Annotated in this window: 7 protein-coding genes; 3 read left to right on the top strand and 4 right to left on the bottom strand. The window is 64.9% G+C overall.

Features of this window, described 5'->3' with window-relative positions; genetic code table 11:
- Genes Q9R08_RS20260 through Q9R08_RS20250 form a run of 3 tightly spaced genes read right to left on the bottom strand, consistent with a single transcriptional unit; the run spans position 1 to position 9,826 of the window.
- Positions 1–3,390 carry a DUF499 domain-containing protein gene (locus Q9R08_RS20260; RefSeq protein WP_308870059.1) on the bottom strand — a complete coding sequence of 1,130 codons (3,390 nt, stop codon included), beginning with the start codon at positions 3,388–3,390 and terminating at the stop codon, positions 1–3.
- A gap of 11 nt (positions 3,391–3,401) precedes the next feature.
- The gene (locus Q9R08_RS20255) at positions 3,402–6,230 is read right to left on the bottom strand and encodes a DUF1156 domain-containing protein (RefSeq protein WP_308870023.1); all 2,829 of its coding nucleotides are present in this window, start codon (positions 6,228–6,230) and stop codon (positions 3,402–3,404) included.
- Entirely contained in the window at positions 6,227–9,826 is a 3,600-nt protein-coding gene (locus Q9R08_RS20250) for a helicase-related protein (RefSeq protein ID WP_308870022.1), read from the bottom strand. Before Q9R08_RS20250 ends, Q9R08_RS20255 begins: the two co-directional genes overlap by 4 nt.
- 343 nt (positions 9,827–10,169) lie before the next feature.
- On the opposite strand from Q9R08_RS20250, the gene Q9R08_RS20245 reads away from it, so the two are divergent.
- Positions 10,170–12,191 carry a hypothetical protein gene (locus Q9R08_RS20245; RefSeq protein WP_308870021.1) on the top strand — a complete coding sequence of 674 codons (2,022 nt, stop codon included), beginning with the start codon at positions 10,170–10,172 and terminating at the stop codon, positions 12,189–12,191.
- A 19-nt stretch (positions 12,192–12,210) separates the two neighbouring features.
- Positions 12,211–14,115, top strand: a complete 1,905-nt coding sequence (locus Q9R08_RS20240) for a GmrSD restriction endonuclease domain-containing protein (RefSeq protein WP_308870020.1) — start codon at positions 12,211–12,213, stop codon at positions 14,113–14,115.
- Between the two features lie 777 nt (positions 14,116–14,892).
- Here Q9R08_RS20240 and Q9R08_RS20235 read toward each other — a convergent pair.
- Positions 14,893–15,819: an FRG domain-containing protein gene (locus Q9R08_RS20235; protein WP_308870019.1), complete on the bottom strand. Its 927-nt coding sequence runs from the start codon at positions 15,817–15,819 to the stop codon at positions 14,893–14,895.
- A gap of 235 nt (positions 15,820–16,054) precedes the next feature.
- On the opposite strand from Q9R08_RS20235, the gene Q9R08_RS20230 reads away from it, so the two are divergent.
- Complete coding sequence (locus tag Q9R08_RS20230) at positions 16,055–18,793, top strand: AAA family ATPase (protein ID WP_308870017.1); 2,739 nt, start codon at positions 16,055–16,057, stop codon at positions 18,791–18,793.
- Positions 18,794–18,893: the final 100 nt, after the last annotated feature.

Below are 18,893 nucleotides of genomic sequence, written 5' to 3'. Positions count from 1 at the left end.
TCAGCTCAGCTCGAAACCGGAGCTCGAGTCAAACTTGAGCACGCGCGCGTTCTCGGAGATCGTGCGCACCTCGCCCTCGTCGAAGCCGTCGCTCTTGCTGGCCTGGATGTCGATGGTGATCTCGAGCTTGGCGCCGGCGCCGGCGAGGCGGTCGAGGATCTCGCGGGTCACGTTCCCGATGTCGCGCGAGTACCGGTCGGGGTCGACCTTCACGGAGCCGAAGTAGCGGCTCGGGCGTCGCGGTGCGGCGAACTCTTCGCTCGTCGTGGGCGACTCGTCCGCACCCTCATCGATGAGGACGATGTCGATTGGGCCGACTTCCGCGGAACCCTCCTCGGCGGCGCGCGCAGCAGCCTCACGAGCGGCGGCGGCACGATCGGCGGACGCCTGCTCCTCAGCCTTGTTCCAGTCCACCAGGAGAGTGCTGTCGGTGACCTGGATCGCGGCGTTGTGCGCCGGCGGCACGATCAGTCCTCGATAACGACCCGCCTCGGAGTCCTTCGCGGTCGCGATCGCGAACTTCTCGCCGTCGACGAGCACCGAGTTCAGCGATCGTTCGATCGAGGAGTCGAGGGTCTCTCGGCGAACGAGGCGCGGCAGGTAGACGTACCGGGTGAAGTAGCCCCACAGCTCGCCGACGCTGATCTCGCCCTTGTCGCGCCACAGCTGTCCCAGTTCCTGATGCAAGGTTGCACCAAGGATGGGGGCGCCGAGCTCGGTTACGAGCTGGTCGTCGCGGGACAACTTCGCGGCGACGCGCTCGGCGAGCGAGCGGCCGCTTGAGTCGGGCACCTTGTCCGTGATGAGCTCGAATGGCTTGGTGGCGTCGAACTGCTCGGGGTACACGGCCCACACGAATGTGTCGCGGATCCGATCCGACACGGTCCGGTCGAGACGCGTGACCCAGTCGTCGGTCTGCTTGCGCTGCTGCGCCGACAGGTTGAGGCTCTCGCTGGTGGCCTGCACGCGCTTCCACGCGAGGTAGCTGCGCGCGGCGGCCTCCAGGCTTTCCAGCTCGCTCTTGTCCGCGATGAGGAAGACGAGGGTGTTGCGGTGCACGCGCTGGCTGGCGCCCTTGGCCTCGATCGCGTCGCGCACCCACTGGTGGGCGGACGAGTCCGCACCGTCGGACTTCCTCCGCGAGTGGCGCGGGTGGACGATGACCAGTCGCGCGTCCTCGAGGTCGGGGATGTCGGCGTTGGATGCCGGCGCGACGTGGACCCGATCGAAGACACCTCGTGCACGTTCCTCGCTGCGAAGTCGCTCGGTGATCTCGTTCCACACGGTCTCGACGTCCTCGCGGAGTCGCTCGGCATAGTCGTTCGCAGTCTTCGTCACTGACGGCTGCGTGTCGAACCAGTAGTGGCCCTGCTCCTCGTAGAAGTAGGTCGACCGCTGCGCGAGCAGCTCGATAGCACTGCCGAAGTTGCCGAGCGTGTCACCGGGCGCCGCGGTTCCGAGCCAGACGTACTGCTTGTCCAACCCCTTCCGCGACGCCTTGATCCTCGGGGCAGCTCCCATGAAAATCGTTCGCGCGATCCGCTGTGTCACGAACCGCTGCCCCAGGTTGGGGCGGTCCAGGTCGATCTGCTGCGCCATGGATCCCGGACCATCGATGTCGGAGTCGATGATTGGCTTCCACTGGTCTTCGAGGTACTGGGTGAGGTCGGTGTTGACCGTCGTGGCCTCCAGCGGCACGTTGCCGGGGAGAATCAGCGGCGACGTGTCGTTGGATGCCCAAAGCTCGTGAACTATCGACGACACGAGCTTGAGCACGCCGCGGGTGCGCTGGAAGCGCTCCAGCGTGGACCAATCCTCGTACAGGCGATCTAGCAGTTCGGGGTGCAGCGGGTAGGACGCGCGAATGCGCTGCTCATAGTCATCGCTCGGTGTCGCGGCATCCCGCGGGAACAGGGCGGTGTTGCTCCGATAAAGGGTGACGAAGCTACGGGCAACGGCGGAGATTATTGTCAGCCCCTCAGCGTTCGGCGCCTGGAACAACCTACGACGCACGATCTCGAAGGACTCGTCCTTGCTCGACGGGCGCCACTGGTCGGCGACTCGGCGGATGACGTTCTGCAGTCGTTCCAGCGCGAGCTGGCCGTTTGCGCCACCGATCTCGATGTCGCTTCCGCTGCCCGCTTCACCGGTGTCGGATGCCGGGATCGAGACGACCAGCATCGCGCCAGGCACTGACCGAACGACCTCTGTCAGCGACTGAGCGAACGTGAACTGCGTCTCGAACGAACCAGACGGGAGCTCCTTGTCGGTGACTAGCTGCCGCGCGTACGCGACCCATTCGTCGATCAAGATCAGCGCCGGCGAGTACTTCGCGATCAGCGTCCGCAAGGCCTCGCCCGGGTTCGTCCCTGCTCGGTCGTCCTCAGCAATCAGGTCGTACGCTTCGCGGCTGCCGAGCTGCCATGCAAGCTCACCCCAGAGCGTGCGCACCTCAGTCCCGTCGTCCTTGACAAGCGGGGATCCCGCCTTCAAATACGTGCCGACGAGCGCGACGCGCCTCACTCCCAGCGCAGCAAGATCCGGGTTCCCGCTCTCAGCGATGAGCTCCTGGAGCTCCTGAGGGAAGGCCTTCGCGGGCGTGCCGCTGAAGAGGTGGTATAGAGCGAGCATCGAGTGCGTCTTGCCGCCACCGAAGTTGGTTTGCAGGTTGACGACGGGGCTTGCGTTTCCGTCGCCGTCGCCCACGCGACGGAGCGCGCGCGACAACAGATCCCGCAGGCCCTCCGTGAGGTACGTCCGGGTGAAGAATTCGACTGGGTCGCCATACTCGGGGCTCGTCGCCTGGCCCGTTCGTACGAGATGCAGGTCCGCGGCGAACTCGGATGCCGTGAACTCGCCCCGTGCCACATCATCGTGCGGGCGGATCACCTCGCGCCAGGGTCGCAGGCCCGAACCCGGGTCGAGGGTCACCGTCGTCCGCTTGACCTGCTTGCGCGTCTGATCCTCGAAGACCGTGCGCTGCAGGTCGACGCGGAGCTTGCGGACGTCTTCGGCGGAGTCGACCGCGCCGACGGCGTGGAGCAGCCGCTCGATCGTGTCGAGCGCGCGCGCCGCATCATCAGAACTGAACGGCTCGTTGTGCGCCCACAGATTTCGGGTCTCGCGCAGTTCGGAGCCGAACCCCTGCTGCGCACGCGACAGCACGTCCTTGAATCGGTAGCCCTGCTCGGTGATCGCGCGAAGCTGCACCTGCACATCGTGCTTCGTCAAGGTCCGGGCTGGCCCACCCCGACGCTGAGCATCTTCTTGTGCCCACGCGGCGGGCCAGTCCGACGTGCCGTAGGCGGCGGTCATCACTTCGTCGACGGAATCAAGCAAACCCTCCGATAACAGGTCGAAGGCCTTCCCCACGCGGTCACGGTTATTCATCGCCATCGAACTCAGTCCCCATCCTCATCGAAGTCGAACGCTTGCTGGACGGCGCGCGGAACACCGGCATGCATCCGCGCCTGCTCGTTCACATCACCCCACGCACTCACCAGTCCGTTGAAGAGAATGGCGTCCTTGGTGTCGCGCTTCTTCTCCGCCTCACGGAACAACCAGAGCGACATCTGCTTGACTGCGTCGAGGCTCACGCGAGTCTGTACAGCGGGCAGCAGTTGGGCAACCTTATCGACGCCGTCCCGCGCCATCACCGCGGCCAGGCGAACCGTCGCCTCCCAGACGCTGACGCGCTCGTCGGACGCAACGTCCCACTCATCTTCAAGAACCGTCGGTGAGAGGAGCCGGGCCCGCCCGCCCTTCGCTTCGAAAATGCCGCCGCGCTCAAGTGCTCCCAGTGAGGTTCCGGCTGACTGAGCCATCGTTATGGCCGTGCCGGAAACTTCAGTGCCCCAGCCGAACTGCCGATACCACTTCGCCGCGAACCGGGAGTCCGGATCCGAATCAGAAAGCTCATCGACGACCTCATCAAGAGTCGCGTTGATCAACTCCAGCGCGTCGCGAACGGACATATCGGTGCCGTCGGCCTCGCGAACTCGCGAGTATCGAGAGAACACTGCGATCCCTGGTCCGATAGCAGCCTGATCAAGGTCGACCGCTGCGATTGAGCCCTGAATGAGGGTGCGGAGCGCCTGCGGGAGTTCGGCGCGCAGCGCGGCGGACAGCGCCCGACGGGTCGTCGAGGGGGCATCTTCCCGTCGGGGCCGACAAGCGAGAACGATCGACGAGGCGAGCGCGTTGGTTCCAACGCTGATGAGGCGCCCCCCTCGCTCACTGCGCATCGGCCAGGTCGCCGTGATCTCCCAGCCCGCGTCGATCAACCCACCGAGCAGCGTGTGCCAGCCGGTTGAAGATGTTCCAGCGTCTCGGGTGTCCTGCTGCTTGTACGCGTAGTAGACGGTCAACGGGATGTCCGGGTTGGCTTCGCGGCGGATCCTCGCGAAGACCGAATTGAAGCCGTCCACGAAGAACGCCTCCGCACCGGCCTTCCCGTTATGCCGGTACGGGTTTGCGACAAGCTCCTCGGCCTTCGGCGTGAGCATCGTGCTGACAGTCTTCGATTGGATCTGCAACAGAGACCGTCGAAGCCACACGTAGAAGTAGTCGGACAAATCGGAGTATCCGATGTTGTCGTAGTACGGAGGGTCGGTCGAAATGGCGAGGCCCTCGTACGTACGCGCCGCCGCATCGGCTTGAATTACCTCGGCAGGAGGACTCGCGGGAGTGTGGGCCACTGCCTTCGCCACCCACTCGACGTTTCCGGCGAATCCGCCGGAAGAGTCCGAGAACGGATTCACCTCGGCGTAGTCCCACACCATCGGGATTGCCTGGCGGCCGAAGACGTTACGCACCTTCTCACCTTGGGATTGCCAGCTCGCGAGCGACGAGAGCCGGTCGGTCTGGCGACCGACCGCAAGCGCGAGATACGTCGCAACCGCGTCCGCGTAGGCCGCTGCATCTTCACCACCGTCTTCGAGCCGGTCGCCTGCCGCGATGCCATTGTCGATGGCGTCGGCGAATACTCGCTGGCGCACCTCGCCAACAAGATCGCTCAACGTCGTGAGAGCGACGAGTTGGCGGTTTGTGAACGCGTCGGCCCACGTGGGCATCCCGTACATCGGCATTCGATCGACGTCGTGGTTCCGGGTGGGGACTTCCTGATTCGGAACGTCAAATGGCCGATCGACCACCGCTGCAGCTTCATGCAGCTCGTCGCCGCTGAAGTAGAGCCGGCTTCGGTTTCCCTCCGCGACGATCGCCATGAGATGCGCTCCCAGACGTTGCGCCTGGGCTTCGGCGCGAATGTACGAGTTGGGAATCACTGTCCCATCGCCGACTGCACGACCGTGCCCGCCGGCCACAGTCCCGTCGTCGTTGCCAACCGGTCCGTCGGCGTCGTGTCGAACCTCGTAACGCACCTCCCCGTTAGCGACGGAGGCTTCGATCCAGGCCTCTTTGCCCTTCTTCTTGTTGAGCCACCATGACCGAACAAGCGGAACCTCAACGGGATTCGCTGGATTGGGGCTCTTCACCGTTCGTGCCCAGATCCAGGCGATCACCGTGTGTTCGACTCCGTCCGGTGATACGACCGGAGGATACAAGCCGCCAATGCGCCTGATGGCTTCCTCGCGCATCCAAGCGCCGTAGCGCTGGATGTCTTCAGCGAGCCCCTCTGCCCGCGCCCAGGTAATCCGCGTCTGCGCGGCGCCGGGATAGGTGGGTTCACGATCGGTAAACAGGGGTGGAATCTCGATGAGTGCTTTGTTGATCAGGACAGCGAGGGGGTTCAGATCGCTCGCGTGCGCCTCGAGTCCGAGCCGTTGCGCTTCCAACGGGATGGCACCGCCGCCGGCAAACGGATCAAGGACGGCTGGCAGTTGACCGCCATTGCTCTTTCGGATCTCGGCGCGGGCCTGACTCAGCAGGGTTTCGTCATTGCTGTTCTCCCAGATGACCAGCTGCTCGAGAAGCCGGTGAAGACGGGCGCGCTCGGCATCCTGCTCCTCGACGGTGGGGAACTCTTCAGGTCGCGAGGCCGGATCGTCCACAAGTTGCGCGAACAGGACAGCGCGTGCTGCCGCAAGCGGCCGGCGCGCCCAATAGAGGTGCAGGGTCGAAGGATGCCCATGCCGGATGGACTTCTCTCGCGATGCCTCGGCGTTAATGGCTTCGAGCGGCAGAGACGTCTCGATGAGCTTCTTCTTGGGTGTCGCGTTCACTAGTGCGTCTCTCGTGGGCTGGTTGGTCGTCTCGATCGGGTCAGTCATCGCGGTGGACCTCCGCGATCCCAGTAGTCGCGCCACTCCTCGTTGTACGAACGGGTCGTCGCGGAGGGCTCGATGTGGGTGAAGGCGTCGAGCACGTAGCGAAGCTGGTCATGCTTCTCGCCGTCGGGCGACACGAGCACGAGCGCGAGGCGGTGGCGGTCGCCTTGCGTCTGGGCGAAAGTGACTTCGTTCGTCGTGATGGTGAAGGTGTCGGATCCCTCGACCCGACCTTTAACCTCGATGTAATGCATGCGCCCGTCTGCATCGAATGAGTGGATGTCGTATCCGGGGTTGTTCCTAGGCATTTCGTGTGGCTTGCGGCCGAGTGCGCGTTCGGTGGCGAGAACGGCCTCGACGGCGCGGCGTTCGACGAGCTCGGTGTTTCGCGCGAAGGTCTGGGGTGCGGCGCCCTCGTCGCCAGTCAACAGTCTTTGGCTCGGCACGATGAGTGCTGATCCGCGGACGACCGCGGGAAGTGCGACGAGTTGCGTGCTTTCGTCGAGCGCGCGGAGCCGCTTGTCGAGACGTTCGTCGAGTTGGCGCGCCCGCTGGAGCGCGACGTCTGCGCGGATGCGGCCGATTGTGCCGGCGCGTTCGAGTGCTTCGAGGCGGTTGTGTTCGCGGTCCCAGTGGTTGATCTCAGCGAGGAGTCGTTCCTTGACCTGACCCCGGGTGCGGTCGACATCCACGGCGATGCGCGCGGCGAGTTCGTCCATGCGGGGTGCGAGACCGTCGCGATACGCCCACGCGCGGATGGAGCGTTCATGGTCATTATTCGTCCACTCCTCGGCGAGGACCTCGGCGAGTGCCGCAGCCTCACCAGCGTGTGGTGCGTCGTAGTCGAGGTAGGGCGGCGCGGCCGCGAGCGTCACAATCCCCGTGGTGTCGAGGACGGGGTAGTCGAAGTGGTGCGACACGGTGTCGGCGTCGGGTGTGGCGTTCTGGATTCGCTGCTCGACCGCGTAAAGCAGCGCAGTGTGCTCGGATTGCTGTTCGCGACGGTCGACGAACACCGTTCCGCGTTTGAGCACCGGCCCCAGGTCTTCGATGGTGAGCTCGATGACCGCTTGCAGCAGCGGGTGGCCGGGGGCGAGGAGTGCCGCCTGAGTCTGATTCTCGGGGCGAACGAGTGCGGTCTCGAACGTGGCTCGTTCATACCGTTCCGGCACGGGCGCCCACCGGTTGAGTCGGCGTGCCGTGTCGATGACGCGCTGCGGTACCCGCGTGATCTCGTATCGGCCCTTCTCGCGCCGACGGATGCGACCGCCGAGGCGTTCGAAGGCGGGGAGGAAGAACGCCGCGACGTATCCGGGCTGTAGGCGTCGCTCGCGAGCCCTCTCCATCCGCTCACGGATCTCTTCGAGGTTGAGCGAGGAGTACATCTCGGGGTGCAGTGCGCGCTCGGCGACCATGGTGTCGAGCCCGTGGGCGACGCTCGCGTCGATGACTCGGTCGAGCTCGGCCTTGCGTTCCGGCTCGTCGCCGTACCGGATCGCCTCGATCAACAGTTCGCGGAGCGACTTCTCCTGGAAGGCATCTGCATCGCCGAGGACGTTGAAGAGGTTGCCGTTGTACGCGATCGACATCTGGTCGATCTTCGACAGCAGCCGGGTGAACACGTCCCCTTCCCGGGTGTCTTTCGCGACCATGTTCCACAGGTGGCACACCTCGCGCTGGCCGATGCGGTGGATGCGGCCGAAGCGCTGCTCGATACGGTTCGGGTTCCACGGCAGGTCGTAGTTGACCATCAGGTGCGCACGCTGCAGGTTGAGGCCTTCACCCGCGGCATCCGTCGCCAGCAGCACGACAGTGTTGCGGTCGAAGGTGAACTGCTCGCGTGCCGCCTTGCGGTCTTCACGGCGGGTGCCACCGTGAATCGTGAGGACCGACTCGGGGCGACCCAGCTGCGTTGTGATCTTCTGCCGCAGGTAGTCGAGGGTGTCTTTGTGCTCGGTGAAGATGATGATCTTGCGCGGTTCGCCCGAGTCGTCGTGGACGAGGAGCTGGTCGTCGAGGATGGTGCGGAGCTGCACCCACTTCTTATCGTCGTCGAGCAGCCGTACGCGGCGTGCGACGCGGATGAGGTCTTCGAGGATCGCGATCTCTGCGCGGAGTTCGCCGATGGATTCGGCAGCGGTGGCGAGGTCGACGACCTCGTCGACGCGTGCCTCGAACTGGGCACGCTCCTCCTCGGCGACCTCTTCGTCGAGGTCATCGAACTCGTCGGGGTTGAAGCTTGGCGCCGAAGCGGACGCGTCTTCGAAGTCGAGTGCGACCCGGCCGGTCGACCACTCGTCGATCGTCGCCGTCATGGAGGTGCTGTAGCGGGCGTCGTCGGTCGCGCGTTGCCATTCCCGCAGGCGCGCCTCGAGTCGCGCTTGGCGTCGCTCGAGTGATCGGAGGATGGCTTCGGGGCTCGAGGCGAGGCGTCGCTGCAGTACGGTGAGCGCGAATCCCACGTTGTTGCCGCGCTTCTTGTCGCCGGCCCGCGCGAGGCGTTCCGCCCGCCCCATCTCGGTGCGGACGTAGCCAGTCACCAGCTCATATAGCTCGCGTTCGGGGTCGCTGAGTTCGTACTCGACCGTGTACGCGCGCCGCTCGGGGAACAGAGGCTTTCCCTCTAAGGTGAGAAGCTCTTCCTTCACCATGCGCCGCATCAGGCCGTGGGTGTCGGTGCGGTGAACGCCGGCGCGGAACTGGCCTTCGAACCGGTCGCGGTCCAGGAGCGACATGAACAGCTGGAAGTCCTCCTCTTTGCCCGCGTGCGGTGTCGCGGTCATGAGGAGGAAGTTGTGCGCGGTCTCGGCGAGCAGGCGCCCCAGCCGGAACCGCTTCGTCTCGTCGACCTGACCCGCCCAGGAAGAGTAGTGCGCCGACATGCGATGCGCCTCGTCGACCACGACAGCGTCCCAGGTGACGTCGGAGAGCTGCTCGATCAGGTCGTCGCTGCGGGAGAGCTGGTCCATCCGTGCGATGAGAAATGGGTGCTCGGCGAACACGTTGCGGCCTTGTGCGTCGTCGACCATCTGACGGTTGAAGATCTCGAACGCGAGGTCGAACTTCTGCGACAGCTCTTCCCGCCACTGCTCGACGAGACCACCCGGGGCGACGATCAGCGCACGCTCGCAGTCGGCGCGGAGGATGAGCTCCTTCAGGTAAAGCCCCGCCATAATCGTCTTGCCCGCGCCGGGGTCATCGGCAAGCAGAAACCTCAGGGGAATCCGCGGGAGCAGTTCCTCGTAGACCGCGCGGATCTGATGCGGCAACGGGTCGACGTCCGAGCTGTTTACGGCGGCCATCGGGTCGTAGAGCGCCGCGTACTTGATGCGGAGCGCCTCTGCCGCAAGCCGGAACTCGTCAGGGTCGCCGTCGAACGCGGGCGCGTTGCCCAGTTCCGTGATCAGTTCGAGCTTGATGGCATCCGCATCGGTGATGGTGCGTTCGCCGGTTCGGCCGGAGTCGTCGCGGAAGAAGATCTCAACCAGCGAGTCGTCGAGCGGGCTGACTCCGATGAGAGTGACGGGCTGGCCGGGGAGGACGCCCCGCACACGCTGCCCGGCACGTAGCGAAGCGAGTCTCACTTTGGGTGCATCCACGTGGTCCCTCTCCTGAAAAATGGCAAGTCGAACAGGCTATACCCGGCCGCCGACATTCGCGAGATTCCCCTTCACCATCCGTCGGCATCACGAGCGCATCCGCACGTCCGCCGCACACTTTGACCATGATGACGTGCCGGAGAGTCTCCTTAGGTAGGCGCGTGGGAGACAACTCGGCCATTTTCGTCAGCGGGGATGCCGATGTCCCGAGCGGCCAGCCGCCACTCAGACTTACGCGCCTCCTCGCACAGATGGACCCGGCGATGCCCGTGTCCGAGCCTAACGGCCCGCCGCGATCCCTCTACGCTGAGGGCACGGCAGGCGCGATAGAGAAGGACCGAGGATGAGCACGGAACGAACAGATGCGGGTGCTGCAGTCCAAGGCGAGTCAACGGTTACTCTTCCGAAGCGCTCCGATGACCCCGTCACGGTCGGGTACCGCACGGTCTTCCGACTAGCAGGCGATGACGCGGTGGCCGTGGCGGAGCGGAATGTACGCGCCTGGCTCACCCAGAAGCTCGGGGCCGCCGGCGCGCTGGACGATTGGAACGGTCTCTCGTCGCGTACCTTCAACTCGCAGCTTTCGATCGTCGTCGTCGATCTTGGCCAGCCGGGCCGCACGCATCGCCGCCTGTACCGACTGATTGATCAGAACCCGGGTGGGCGCTTCGAGATCTCGCTGTTTGTTGCGGCGAGTGCGGGCGCTGGCCACATTGTTATCGAAGGTGCTCGCGACGGTGCCACCACCGAGAGCGCGATCGACGGAGTGGCGACGCCCAACATCGTGCGTCAGATCCTCGGCGATGTAACTGTGCTGGACGGGGCGACCGAGATTACGGGCACACCTCGTGTGATCCGGCCCGGCGACGAATCAGAGGTGATCGACGCCATCGTCGACGGCAAGCGGACTATGTCCGTGATCGTCGCTTCATCGTTGACGGCCGATGTCGACGCGCGATGGCTTGAGATCATCGACCAACTCACGCGTTACAGCGTCGGTGTCGCGACGGTGTTCGTCGTGTTCGCGGACGCGGTCGAGGAGGTGAATCGGGTCCTACCGCTTTCTCTGCGTGTTCCAGGTGGTCAAGTCCGAACCTTCGCGCCCGGGGTGCGGCTCGAAGATCTCGACGACGGCATTGCTCACAGGTTCCTTGGCCCGGCCACGCTTGGTCGGTCGATCCGCAATGGTCGTGTCCGTGGAGCGCTTCCCGCGGTCCACGCTCGTGGGCCACGATCGCGACTGCTTGAGCGCGGCGTGCCGGCCGACGCGCGTCGCACGATCGACTTGCTGATGCGCGCGGAGCTGGCTGAGCTGCGTGCGATCGAAGTTCGACGTCGAGTAGCGGAGAGGTCGGAGCTGCCGGTGGCTCCAGCCGTTGACGTTGCTCCGGACATTGCCAGGGATGACCTGGGACCGTCGATCGACGGCGAGGTTGCGCCCGCTCTTCCGCCGACTGCGGCGCCCCATGCCCCTCGTCCTGACGATTCGGTGTTCGCGGGCGCGACTGGCGCCGGCATCCAGGCTTTCGTCGCTTCCATTCGTCGGCTAATCCAAAAGTGGGTCAAGCGGTCGGAGGTCTCTCGCGCCTCGCTCGACGAGCTCGACGCTTTCGTCGAGGGTCAGGTCGCTGAGGTCGCTGTGGCCACCGAGCAGATCGACGAGGTCGTCGGCGAGAACGAGTCGCTCCGTCGTGAGGTCGAAGAGCTGCGCGCGGCTATTGACAACGACGACCTCGAGTCAGCGATCATCGCCGACGAGATCCGCCGACTCGACCACGAGAACCAGCGCCTGAAGCGCCAGCTCCGCGACGCACAGATCTTCTACGTTGCCGACGACACGTCAGTCGACTGGACGCCCCCCACCGACGTTGAGGAACTTGTGACCCGGCTTACCGCTGGGGAGGGTCAGCACCCTGCATTTGATCGCGTCCGGTTCACAGGCAAGCTCGACGTGGTGATCGAGGTGAGTCGGCGCGACCCCTACGGGAAGTATGCGCGCGACTTTTGGGACTACGTGCGCGTCCTCTTCGAGTACGCGCAGCTACGCGCAGCGGGCGGCTTCGCCGGGAACGTGCACATGTACCTTTCGGACGACACCACGGGAGGTCACAAGTGCAATCCGCAGCGGCACGCGGGCCGTGAGAGCGATTCGGTGCTTGGAAACCCGCAGTGGCGCGCGGAGCGCGTGCACCCCGTACCCGCGGAAGTGGAACCGACCGGACTGGTGCTCATGGACGCGCATTTCAAGCCAACTCATCGCGATATGTTCGCCCCGCGCATGCACTACTTCGACGACACCAACAACACCGGCAAGATCTATATCGGCTACATCGGCAAGCACCTGACTACGACGCTGACGTCGTAACAGACCGAAGGGAATATCAATGAAGGTCAGCGACCTCCTCCATCAGGTGGACTCGGGGGACATCGCACTTCCCGAGTTTCAGCGAGGGTATGTCTGGAACAACGACCAGGTGCGCGGCCTGTTCACCTCGCTCTATCGTGGCTACCCCGTTGGCGGATTCATGACCTGGAACACGCCCGCTGACACGGCAAGCGCGCGTGGCGGAGTGAACACTGACGGCACTGTCAAGCTCCTGCTCGACGGACAGCAAAGGGTTACGTCCTTATACGGAGTGATCCGCGGCGAGGCTCCGAAGTTCTTCGAGGGTAACGCCAAAGCGTTCACGGGGCTTCATTTCAACGTCGAGGACGAGTCCTTCGAGTTCTACGCCCCAGTAAAGATGAAGAACGATCCCGCATGGATTGATGTGAGCGCACTATTTAGTGGTGGACCGGGGGCGTTTTTCCCGGCAATGATGGAATTGGCTGGAGGAGATGCCCAGCGTCAGGGCGTGCTTTTCAATCGCCTGATGGGCGTGGCGAACATCGACAAGCGCGACTTCCACATCGAGGAGGTCGTCGGTCCGGGAATGACCATCGATGTCGTTGTCGACATCTTCAACAGAGTCAACTCTGGCGGCACGAAGCTCTCAAAGGGTGACCTCGCGCTCGCCAAGGTGTGTGCCTCGTGGCCGGAGGCGCGGCAGGAGTTCAACGCGGTACTCGCGACCTGGCGCGAGGCCGGCTACTGGTTCAAGCTCGACTGGCTGCTGCGAGTCGTCAACGGCGTTGTCACTGGGAATGCGCCGTTCACAGCTCTCGCGAGCGTGCCAGTTGCAGACGTCCGGGAGGGCCTCAAGCTTGCGAAAAGGTACGTGAGCGGATGGCTGGACGTGATCTCGGGGCGGCTCGGCCTCGACCACGACCGCGTTCTGTTCAGCAAGTACGCGCTCGTCTTGCTCGCACGATACTCGCACCTCAACGGCAGCAAGCTCCCCGACGCGGCTGCCCAGAGCCGACTGCTCGCCTGGTACGTGCACACCGGCATGTGGGGACGTTACGCGGGGTCGTCCGAATCCGCGTTGGCTCAGGATCTTGAGGCCGTCGACCGAGATGGCGTTGACGGCCTCTTCGGCACACTGCGTCAATCGCGTGGCGACCTGACCGTCCGCGCAAGCGACTTCGCCGGCAACTCCATGGGATCACGCTTTTACCCGACGCTCTACTTGCTCACGCGAACCCATTCGGCGCGTGACTTCGGGACCGGTGTTCCGCTGTCCAGTTCTCTTCTGGGGCACAACACATCGCTGGATGTGCACCACATCTTCCCGAAGGCTCAGCTCTATGCCGCCGGTTACAGCCGCGGCGAGGTGAACGCCGTCGCCAACTTCTGCTTCCTCACCAAGCACACGAACATCAATATCAGCGCCACCCCGCCAGCGACGTACATGCCGCAGGTGGAGGCTGCGTTCCCGGGGGCCCTCGAGAGCCAGTGGGTGCCGAGCGATCGGGAACTCTGGGAGATCTCGGCCTTCCGAGACTTCCTTGCCTCCCGGCGCGAGCTCCTCGCAGATTCGATGAACGCCTTCCTCGGTGAGCTTGAGTCCGGACGTGGTGCGCAGAACGAACTGGTTCGAGGCGCCGCCGTTGCCCTTGCTCATGACGAGCGAGATGTCGAAGACGACGATCTAGCCGCGCTCGTCGCATGGATGGAATCCGAGGGGTACGCGACCCCTGACCTCGGCGTCGAGGTCGTTGACGAGGCCAACGGACAGATCATCTGCAACGCGGATGCCCTCTGGCCGGCCGGGGTTCAGGAGGGAATCGGAAACCCCGTCGTGCTGGAGCGCGACGAGCATGATGCCGTTGATCGGCTCAAGGTGCTGGGGTACGACGTCTTCACGAATGTCTCTGCCCTGCGCGATTTCGTGGCGAGACGCGCGTGAGTGCGGACCGACGGCTAGGAACTCGCCGCCGTGAACGGCGGAGAGCGGATCGCGCAAGCTTGCAATGGCGGTGACCGCCGTGGCGCCAGCGAGAAGTGAGAAGAGTCGCCGAGGTCGAGCGGCTTGGGGTCCTCGTCCCGCGTGAGGACCTCAACGCGGAGCTGGTTCGCAGCGCCGATCTCCTGGCCGATGTTGCCCGCGAGGGTAATTGGGAGCTGGTGCTCAGAGTCCTCGATGGTGAGGAGACTGCGGTCGCTCCCGGACCCAATTCGTGGCGAAGAGGAGAGACGAGTTGGACCTCCCCATTGCATTAGGTTGCTTGGCTCGGAGGTCACGACACCATACGCCATCGAGCTCGTGAGCCGGGGAGCATGGCGCGCACTGCTTGACACGCAGGGGAAGCGTCCGCTTGACATCGCGATTGATCGTTCCGCTGCTCATCTCCGCGATGCCTTGCAACCCAAGTTCGATCATGTGCTACCGGAGCGAGTGGCCAGCTCGATGTCTGCGCGATTGGCCGACCTCGTGACCGTGGCGATGCGAGGTGAGGTGCAGTTCCGCCGTGCGCCACTTGGACGTCGCGTGCCTCGCGGATCGGGGCGACCGGGTGTGGTTTCCGATCCCTGGCATGGTCGCCGGTTTCGCCGTCGAGTTGTCCAATGGGCGCCTCCACTTCGAAAGCTGGAGCACGGCATCGCCTGGCTCCGGTCGCGCGTGGGTGATCACCGAAACCCGGACACCCCTCGTCGACGCGGGATTCGGGTAGGAGCCCGCGGGCTAAACAGAGCCGCCCTTTCGAGGCCGCTTCGAATCGATCTCCTCCTCACTCGACCGCGGGGTAGCGGTCTCAGAAAAGTCTCGAAACCCTGCAAAGTCTGGGAAGAGAACGCGTGAGCTGCGGTTGTACGAGTTTTCAAGGATGCGGCGCAGTCTCGGCTTGAGCTCGGACCGGACCCGGACTGCGATGAAGGGAATTCGCCGCCTCGCCACGTGGTGGGTGTTGTGCAGCATGTCGTCGAGCAGGTGGCGCGGGTACTTGTAGGGCACCACTTCGAACTCGAGGCTAAGGCCTGCCAGCGGGCTACCTTCGTTCGGCCGATCCGGCACACGCGACGCAACAAAGTACCCATTCTGTGCGCGGAGTCGGTCGTTCGGATGCAGCGAATGGACTACGAATGGTTGCCCACTCTCGAGCCCGGCTTCCAGCTCCCACCCCATCGGGTTCCCTGCAGAGCGCCAGGTGCCAGGTGGTTGGCTCCTCCCAAAACGTGGCCAGCCCGCCGTGTCGATGGCGATCAACACGCCCGAGTTGGTTAGGTCCGGTTCTCCAACATCCTGGCACGCGAACCAAAGTGCTGTCATCGGATCGCTCGTGACATCGATGAGGCGAGTGCTCGTGCCATAGTGCTGCAGATCGGCGAGCAGCTGCAGGTCAGTTGACCAGCCTCCAACGCCGTACCCCAAGCCCCAAGACCGCGCCTCGTCGAGGATTGCCGACTCGCGCTCGCGGAGCATGGCCTCCGTCGCGTCGATGTTCGTTCTCTGGAGAGAGGAGACCAGGTCGTAGTCGATGCTCCTCATGCCGCGCCATGCGTAGTTGGCCTTCTCGCTGTATGCGCCAATGCCTGCGATATCCGCAAGGAGCGCTCCAGTCGTGGTTGGTGACAGATACCAACCGGTGTTTCTCCATCGATCGCCAGACACCAGACCCCCAAGCAGTTGTACGAACGATAGTGGCAGCTACGCGAGACGAGCCCGACTCACTCTCCTTTGAGTCGCGATCGCTGGGAGAAGCGAGACTAGGAAAACCGCGATAGAAGAACCGCGATGCACGCAGGCACCCGGCGTGAGCGACACCCTTTAGTAGCACTCCCCTACACGTACCTGCATACCAGAAAAATCCCTGGATAAACAGGAAAACGCATCCTATTCTGGCGGCATGCGAGGAGGCCTCGAGCGATGGAAGCGAGGCGTCGAATCCAGAGGGGTTCGACACGCGATCGGCTACGCGCTTGAGGGCACCTGCGACGCTCACCTGCAGCACTCCCCCGGCGTTGACGCGCTCGAAAGGTACAGTGCCGCCTCCGATTCAACCGTCTCGCGGTTCATCGTCGAGAACGGCGTCATCACTTCCGACGAGCTGACCGCCGGCGGCCTTCGGGTCTGGCTCACCGGCCACGATCCGGTCACCGGGGAAGAGCGCGGCCATCAACGGCTGAGCGCCGACGCCGACCTGCTGCTTGACGGAACGCTCAACCACCCGAAGTCCTACAGCATCGCCGCGCTGCTGAATCCCGAACTCGCCACCGAGTTCGAAGCGCTCCAGGACCGGCTACGCGAACGCATCTTGCTCACGTGGCAGACGGAGCTCAACGCGCGGCGCGGGCACGGAGGGCTCATTCGCGAGGAGATCACCCGCATCGAGGTCGTCGAGCTGCAGCATCGGCGCTCGCGCGCGCTCGACCCGCACATCCACCGTCACCTCTGGCTGAACATCAAGGTGCTCGGCGCGGACGGCAAGTGGTCAAACCTGGACTCGCGCGTCGCGATGAAACTGCACACCGTCGTCAACGCCGAGGGCGAGCTCGCCGCCCGCACCGACCCCGCCTGGATCGCCGCGCTCGCCCGGCACGGATACACGCTCGACGACACCGGCGAGATCGCCGAACTCGCCAGCGCCGTCCGACCCGTCTCGCGTCGGTCAGCGCAAATCGAGACCAACCGCGCCCGCCTGATCGCGGAGTGGTCGGCGGCGCACGGAGGATCTGATCCGAGCGTCGAGGTGCTGCAGCAGATCGATCGGCGCGCGTGGGCGGTGTCGCGTCCGAACAAACCGGCCGAGCTCGACGAGAAGTCTTGGGAGGCGCGCGTCCGCGACGAGATCGCAGGGATCGATCCGAGTCTGACCACCCCTCGCGCACCGACTGCCGTTGTTACAACAGACCCCCGTGCCGTCGACCTGGATCTGCTCGCTTCACAGGCGGTCGTCGACGCGGACGAACGGTCCACATCACGCGGCGGGAGGTTCAGCATCTTCGACATCCGCGCCGGTGCAATACGCGCGCTCTCGCGCACGGGCATTGTTGCGGAGCGCGACGAGCTCGATGGCGTGATCGCCGAGGTCACGGAGCGTGCCACGCGCTCCGCCTATCGGCTCGTTGCGGAGCCGCCGGCGCAAGTGAAGGCGTTCATGGCGACCGAGACCGTACGCGCCAAGGTGCGTCTCGCCGGCCGCTTGGACGTGCTCGCCCGACTCGGGCGCTCCCTGCTGCCCGGCGAGTTGCACCGGCTCGCCCCGAACGCGGATCTGTCGGCGCTGGATGCGTCGCAAAGCGTTGCCGCGTGCGCCATCGCCGGCACGGACGGCCTCGTCTCCGTGACCGGACCCGCGGGCGCGGGCAAGACGACGATGCTGCGCGCCGCGCTCGCGGCGCTCACATCGCAACGACGGCGGATGCTCGTCGTTGCTCCCACGCGAAAGGCGGCATCGGTGGCTTCTCGCGAGGTCGGGGCCGCGGCATCCAGTATTCATGCCCTGCTTTCGGACCATGGCTACCGATGGGGCACCTTCAACGCCGGCGCGAAGGTGTGGACCAGACTCCGAGTAGGAGAAGTCGATCCCAGCACGGGCGGCGAATACGGCGGACCAACCCACTACGTGTTGCGTGCTCGCGATCGGATCGTCGTCGACGAAGCCGGCATGGTCGACCTGCAGACCGCGAACGTCCTCGTCGAGCTCGCGATCGAGCAAGGTGTCGGGCTCGCATTCGTGGGTGACACGCATCAGGCGTTGCCGGTTGGACATGCGGGTGCGATGGATTCTGCGATCCGGCACGCGAACGCTGCGGTCGAGCTCGACACGGTGCACCGGTTCCGCGATCCCGACTACGCGGCGCTCACACTGCGGATCCGGGATGCGGGTGATCGCGAGCGTGCGCTGGTGGTTGCGGGCGAGCTTGCGGAACACGGTCACGTCGACCGGGTCGAACATCACGACGCGGCGCGTGAGCGGATGATCGATGCGTACTTCGACTGGCACGCACGCGGCAAGCGGGTGACGCTGGTATCTGGCACGAATGCGGAGGCGGATGCGATCAACGACGCCATCCAGCAGCGGCGAGTCGATCAGGGCGAGCTCGACGTCCGCGTCGCCGCGTGGGGAATGGCGCAGCAGCGCATCCTCGTCGGTGACACCGTCCAGACTCGTCGCAACGACCGGCTCACGGGAGTGGAGAATCGCGCGCAGTGGATCGTGCGGGGAATCCGCGACGAGTACCTGTCTCTTGTCTCCGTGAGCGACAGTGGCGAGTTGGCGCGTGTGTCCACCGAGTACGCGCGCGAGCACCTGCAGCTCGCCTACGCGTCCACCGTGCACGGCGTGCAGGGCGACACCGCCGATGCGTCGGTGGTCGGGCCGGACGTCGATGCCGCAGGGCTCTACGTTGGCCTCACGAGAGGGCGCGTGCATAACGTCGCGATCGTCGTGGCGCGGACGCATGCCGCGGCCCTCGAGTGCCTCGCCGAGTCGATGCAGCGTGGCACTCCGGAGCTGACGATGCAGGATGCTGTGCGCGCAGCCGAGGCCGAAATGCGGCGTGCGGCGAGTGACCGGGAGGCGGCGATGGCTACCGGGCCGACGGTGGGGGCGCCGAGCGCGCGGCGCGGGATCGGGATATAGCGGCGTGCGATTCGTGAGCGCGGCGGGCAGGTGCTCGGCCGGGCTAGTCGAGCGTTCGAGGCGCCTGCGTCGGGCTCCCTCGCGCATCTCCTCGCCCGGT

Source organism: Microbacterium psychrotolerans (assembly GCF_031085295.1).
GTDB classification, from domain to species: domain Bacteria; phylum Actinomycetota; class Actinomycetes; order Actinomycetales; family Microbacteriaceae; genus Microbacterium; species Microbacterium psychrotolerans.
Note: the sequence above shows the minus strand (reverse complement) of the source record. Positions and strands in the feature narration are given on the sequence as shown.